Raw genomic sequence first — 5564 nt, forward strand, 5'->3', positions numbered from 1 at the left:
GTCTGCTCGGTACATGAGCAGACGCGACCGCGGCTTTTCTTGGGTTGCTCGCGCAGTTCCCCGCGCCCCTTACGGGGCGCTAGCTGTCCAGGCCGATGGAGAAGGCGGCCTCCAGGTCATGCTGGGAGTACGTGCGGAAAGCAACATGCGTGTCGGTGCCCTCGACGCCCTGGATCTTGCTGATCCGGCCGGGGATGACCTCCGCGAGGTCGTCATGCCGGGCCACCCGGACCATGGCGATCAAGTCGTACGTGCCGGTGACGGAGAAGACCTCGCTGACACTCTCCAGAGCCGCGATCGACTCCGCGATCTCGGGGATCCGGTCGACACTGGTCTTGATGAGCACGATCGCGGTGATCACGGCTGGCTGTCTCCCTCGGTGGCCGTGGCTGGGGCTGCTCTCACCTTAGCCCGGCCCCTGTACCTCACCCACGCGTAGAGGAACCCGACGGAGAAGCCCACCAGGTGAGCGAGGTAGGCGACGCCCGGTCCCTGGCTGTCCTGCCCGGCCGCTGCCCACTGCAGCGCCACCCAGAACGGCAGCACCACCCACGCCGGGAAACGCAGCGGCAGGAACAGGAGGAAGGGGAAGACGCTCGTCACCCGCGCGTCGGGGAACAGGTACAGGAACGCGCCGAGCACCGCCGAGATCGCCCCCGAGGCGCCGACCAGCGTCTGCTCGGAGCCGGCGTGGGCGATCGCGTAGCCGAGGAGTGCCAGGTAGCCGCTGATCACGTAGAAGAGCGCGTACGGAAGGTGTCCCATGCGTTCTTCGACCATCGCCCCGAAGACGTAGAGGAAGAGCATGTTGCCGAGCAGGTGGATCCAGCTGCCGTGCACGAACAGGGCTGTGGCCGGGGTGAGGGCGGCGCGGGGTGATCCGGTGAAGAGTTCGGCGGGCAATACGCCCCAGCGTTCGAAGTAGGCACTCTGCGCGGTGAGGAGATGGTCACCGGTGCCGTACGACGGGTTGAGCCCGGAGGAGGGGGAGAGGACGAAGGCCACGCAGCAGACGGCGATGATTCCGTACGTGACCGGAGCCGGATGCCCTCTGAGGAATGCGGTCACTCTGCCGATCGCGTCGCGTCCGTTGCCGATCATGGGACAGAGCATGACGCAAGGCGGGGAGCGGGCGGCGTACGGCAGGCCGTAGGGTTACAGGCAATCAAGCAAGCACCACGCACCACGGAAAGCGCACGTGCCGAGCGCCGTGCGCGAAGGAAGAGGCGACAGTCCGATGACGGTTCCCCTGCCGACCGCCACCACCCGCTGGCGCTGCATGCTCTGCGGCAACCTCACGCGGTTCGACGTGACCCGCTCGTCGAAGGTCGTCGAGTACGTCCACCTCGACCTGGCCGGTGAGCCGAACGTCGAGGAACGCAACGTGGTCAGTGAGACCATCGAGTCGGTGCGCTGCCGCTGGTGCAACGCGGTGGACCAGGTGGAACTTGTGGACAGGCCGGGCGCCGACTCCTGAAGGGAGCGGCCCACAGCGACTTTGGGGTGTCGGATGGTGGAGAGCACAGGCGAGGAGGCCGCAGACGCTGAGCAGGCCGCCGCCGAGGTGCTCGACCGGCCGTTGCCCGAAGGCGTACGGCGGCGGGTCGTGCAGATCGTCTCGGACGGCTTCGGCGGTCTGACGGTCGGTGAACTGCCACCCCAGTTGCGCCAGTATGCGAGGTTCACCCCGACCCGGCGGGTGAAGTTCGCCGGTAACGCGATGGCCGCCGCGGTCGAGAGCGAGCCGCTGTTCCGCCAGCGGATCGCGGAGCGGTTCCGCGAGGCGCAGCCCGAGCTGGCCGGCGCGCTCGACGCCGGCGCACCGCCGCCCGCCGCGGACCCGCTGGACGTGGCCGCCGCCGCGTACGTGCTGCGCCCCGTGGGCTGGGTGAAGCTGGTCGCCGCCGCCGGTGAGGAGGCCCAGCGGGCCGACGCCGAGCGGGCCGACGAGGAGACCCGGGCCGAGCTGCAGTCGTTGCGCGACCGGCTCGCCGAGGCGCAGGCACTCACCAAGACCGAGACCGAGCGGCTGCGCGCCGAGCTCGACACCGCCAAGCGCGAGACCGACGCCGTGCACCGCAAGCTGCGGGCCGCCCTCAGCGACGTGAAGCGCGGCGAGGCCGCCGTACGCAAGGCGCAGGCCGAGGCCGAGGCGGCCCGGGCCGAGGGCCAGGCGGCCGTGTCCGCGGCCGAGAGCGAGACCCGGCGGCTCAAGGCGCGGCTCGGCGAGGCCGAGGCGACCCTGGAGGCCTCGCGTCGGGCGGCCCGCGAAGGACGCAGCGTCGAGGACATGCGGGTGCGGCTGCTGCTCGACACGGTCCTGGAGGCCGCTCAGGGGCTGCGCAGGGAGCTGGCGCTGCCGCCGGTCTCCGCCCGCCCCGCCGACTCCGTGGACGCCGTGGAGCCCGGCAGGATGACGCCCAAGGACATCGCGGCACGCGCCCTGCACGAGCACGACCCCGCCATCCTCGACCAGTTGCTCGCGCTGCCCCAGGCCCACCTCGTGGTCGACGGCTACAACGTGACCAAGACCGGCTATCCGACGATGCCGCTGGAGAAGCAGCGGCTGCGCCTCCTCGGCTCCCTCTCCCAGCTCGCCGCGCAGACCGGCGCCGAGGTGACCTGTGTCTTCGACGGGGCCGAGCTGGCGGCGCCGGTGCTGCTCGCGCCGCCGCGCGGGGTGCGGGTGCTGTTCTCCAAGGCGGGCGTCACCGCCGATGAGCTGATTCGCCAGCTGGTGCGCGCCGAGCCGCCGGGCCGCCCGGTGATCGTCGTGTCGACGGACCGCGAGGTCGCCGACGGCATCGCGAAGGCGGGGGCGCGCCCGGTCGCGTCGGTCATGCTCCTGAAGCGGCTCTCGCGCGGTTGATGTCGCATACCTCCCCGGCGTCGCATACATCACATCCGTAAGTTCCGTTCCGTATGCCCGAATTGGAGAAACCTTCACGCAACGTAGTGTCAAACGAGCGTTACTGCACGTGAGTTGAGTGCAAAGAATGCGCTCGGTGACCGAGATTTTTCTCGTCAGGATTTGAACTGATCACAGGAACATCACTAGGGTCAGGCCTCGAACCTCCGCTCGGGTGATCACTCTCATGAGGTGAGTGACGGTGGAGGGGAACCGCCCACCGGGTGTTTGTGGGCGGCTGGAGGAAGAAGGAGCTCGCCTTCGTGGCGTCCCACCGTCGACCCAAGCAGCCGAGCCGCACCCGTGTGACCGTGCTCACCGCGACCGCCGCCGCTGCCGTGGCACTCACTTCGCAGGCGGCCAACGCCGCGCCGAAGCCCGACAAGAGCGAAGTCAAGGCCAAGGTCGACAAGCTCTACGAAGAGGCGGAGAAGGCCACCGACCTCTACAACGGGGCCAAGGAGAAGCAGAAGAAGCTCGAGAAGGAGATCGGTCAGCTCCAGGACAAGGTCGCCCGCGGCCAGGAAGACCTCAACGAGCTGCGCACGGGCCTCGGTTCGCTCGCCAGCCAGCAGTACCGCTCCGGTGGTATCGACCCCTCCGTCCAGCTGTTCCTCTCCGCCGATCCGGACGACTACCTCGACAAGGCGTCCACGATCGACTCGCTCAGCGCCCAGCAGCTGCAGTCGCTCAAGAAGGTCCAGGACAAGCAGCGCACCCTCGCCCAGGAGCGGGCCGAGGCCGCCGAGAAGCTCAAGGACCTCGCGGACACCCGCACCGAGCTCGGCAAGAAGAAGAAGGAAGTCCAGAGCAAGCTGGGCTCCGCGCAGAAGCTGCTCAACACTCTGACGGCCGCAGAGCGGCAGAAGATGGCGCAGGACGACGCCCGCGCCAGCCGCGGCGCCAGCTCCCGCGTCGACCTCGGCAACGAGGCGCCCGGCTCCAAGTTCGGCGGCGCCGCACTCGCCGCGGCCGCCACCCAGATCGGCAAGGCGTACGTCTCCGGCGGCACGGGCCCCAACTCCTACGACTGCTCCGGTCTGACGCAGTGGGCGTACAACCAGGCCGGTGTCGGCATCACCCGGACCACGTACACCCAGCAGAACGACGGCACCAAGATAGGCATGAGCGCGCTCAAGCCCGGTGACCTCGTCTTCTTCAACAGCCTCGCGCACGTGGGCCTTTACGCCGGCAACGGCCAGGTGCTGCACGCCCCGCACCCCGGCGCCTCCGTCCGCTACGAGTCGATGAGCACGATCGGTTCGTTCCAGTTCGGCGTCCGCATCTGATCCTCGGCCGCCTGGCCCGACGCGAGACGGAAAACGAGCCCGTTCGGGCGAATTCCGGCTTCGCCCGCTGACCCCACGCCCCGCCCATGACCTGCGTCATAGGCGGGGCGCCGCGTTGTGCACCCCCGAACGGTCGTTGGCCCGGCGGTAGTCGCGCGGCTACTGTCGGCGCGCATTCCCCGATCACGGGGATCACCGGCGCTCCCGTCAGCGCCGGTGTCAGCGCTGTCGCCAGCGGAAGGGAGAGCGGCTACTCGTGGGGTCCCATCGCCGCACTGCGCACTCCGGCCACTCGGGGCTCTCGGGTCTCGACCGGAGCACGCGCGCAACCGTCCTGACCGTGGCCGCCGCCGCTTCGGCCGCGGCCGCCCTCGGCGCCGTCCCGGCGGGCGCCGCACCGCAGGACAAGCCGGCCGACACCAAGGCCGAGGTCGACCGGCTGTACGAGCAGGCGGAGACCGCCACCGAGGCGTTCAACAAGGCCGACGAGCGGTCCGACAAGCTCCGCGCCGAACTGGCCGCCTCCCAGGACGAGGTGGCCCGGGGGCAGGAGCGGATCAACAAGATGCGCCGGTCACTCGGCATGGTGGCAGGCGCCCAGTACCGCTCCGGCGGCATGGACCCCACACTCGCCCTGATGTTCTCCTCGGACCCCGACGCCTATCTCGACCGGGCCAGCACCCTCAACCGGATCAGCGCCCGCCAGGCCGGTGACCTGGCCGAACTGCAGTCAGCGCAGCGGGAGCTGGCCCAGGAGCGCGCCGAGGCCCAGCGCAAACTCGCCGAGCTGGACAAGAGCCGCAAGGCCGTCGCCGAACACAAGCGCACGGTCGAGGCGAAGCTGTCGAAGGCGCGGCGGCTGCTCAACTCGCTGCCGGACGGCGACCGCGCCGCGTACGAGCGGGCCTCGCGCGGCGGTGAACGCCCCGATCTGGCGGGCGCGGGCCCGGCCTCGTCGGACCGCGCGGCGGCCGCCCTGGCCGCCGCCCAGTCGGCGCTCGGCAAGCCGTACATCTGGGGCGCCAACGGCCCCTCCGGGTTCGACTGCTCGGGCCTGATGCAGTGGTCGTACGGGCAGGCCGGGGTCGGTCTGCCGCGCACCTCGCAGGCCCAGCGGTACGCGGGACAGCAGGTGTCGCTCGCCCAGGCGCGCCCCGGCGACCTCGTGGCGTACGGCTCCGACGCCCACCACATCGGCATCTACGCGGGCAACGGCCAGGTCATCCACGCGCCCTACCCCGGCGCCCCGGTGCGCTACGACCCGGTCGGCATGATGCCGGTCTCCTCCGTGACCCGGGTCTAGAGCCAATGCCGTGACTCTGTTGGTGATCTTGGGTGGTCAAGCGCTGGCGAATCCGGCTGTGTCG

At 70.2% G+C, this 5564-nt stretch carries 6 protein-coding genes; 4 read left to right on the forward strand and 2 right to left on the reverse strand.

What is annotated here, in order from left to right; genetic code table 11:
• Positions 1-79: 79 nt before the first annotated feature.
• Together ABD366_RS18395 and ABD366_RS18400 are read right to left on the reverse strand one after the other, a co-directional pair.
• Positions 80-361: an Lrp/AsnC family transcriptional regulator gene (locus ABD366_RS18395; RefSeq protein ID WP_324770337.1), complete on the reverse strand. Its 282-nt coding sequence runs from the start codon at positions 359-361 to the stop codon at positions 80-82.
• Positions 358-1101, reverse strand: coding sequence for a rhomboid family intramembrane serine protease (locus ABD366_RS18400; RefSeq protein WP_324770336.1), 744 nt, complete (start codon positions 1099-1101; stop codon positions 358-360). Before ABD366_RS18400 ends, ABD366_RS18395 begins: the two co-directional genes overlap by 4 nt.
• A 136-nt stretch (positions 1102-1237) precedes the next feature.
• On the opposite strand from ABD366_RS18400, the gene ABD366_RS18405 reads away from it, so the two are divergent.
• The 4 genes from ABD366_RS18405 (at position 1238) to ABD366_RS18420 (ending at position 5500) form a co-directional block, all read left to right on the forward strand.
• Positions 1238-1477 (forward strand): hypothetical protein, encoded by a 240-nt coding sequence (locus ABD366_RS18405; protein WP_324770335.1) that lies wholly within the window; start codon positions 1238-1240, stop codon positions 1475-1477.
• A 33-nt stretch (positions 1478-1510) separates the two neighbouring features.
• On the forward strand, positions 1511-2869 hold the full coding sequence (locus ABD366_RS18410) for an NYN domain-containing protein (RefSeq protein ID WP_324770334.1): 1359 nt from the start codon (positions 1511-1513) through the stop codon (positions 2867-2869).
• A gap of 302 nt (positions 2870-3171) precedes the next feature.
• Positions 3172-4197 (forward strand): C40 family peptidase, encoded by a 1026-nt coding sequence (locus ABD366_RS18415; protein WP_324770333.1) that lies wholly within the window; start codon positions 3172-3174, stop codon positions 4195-4197.
• 256 nt (positions 4198-4453) lie between these two features.
• Positions 4454-5500 (forward strand): C40 family peptidase, encoded by a 1047-nt coding sequence (locus tag ABD366_RS18420; RefSeq protein ID WP_411293742.1) that lies wholly within the window; start codon positions 4454-4456, stop codon positions 5498-5500.
• The last annotated feature ends 64 nt before the right edge of the window (positions 5501-5564 follow it).

The sequence above is a fragment of the Streptomyces kunmingensis genome (assembly GCF_039533535.1).
GTDB lineage: Bacteria > Actinomycetota > Actinomycetes > Streptomycetales > Streptomycetaceae > Streptomyces > Streptomyces kunmingensis.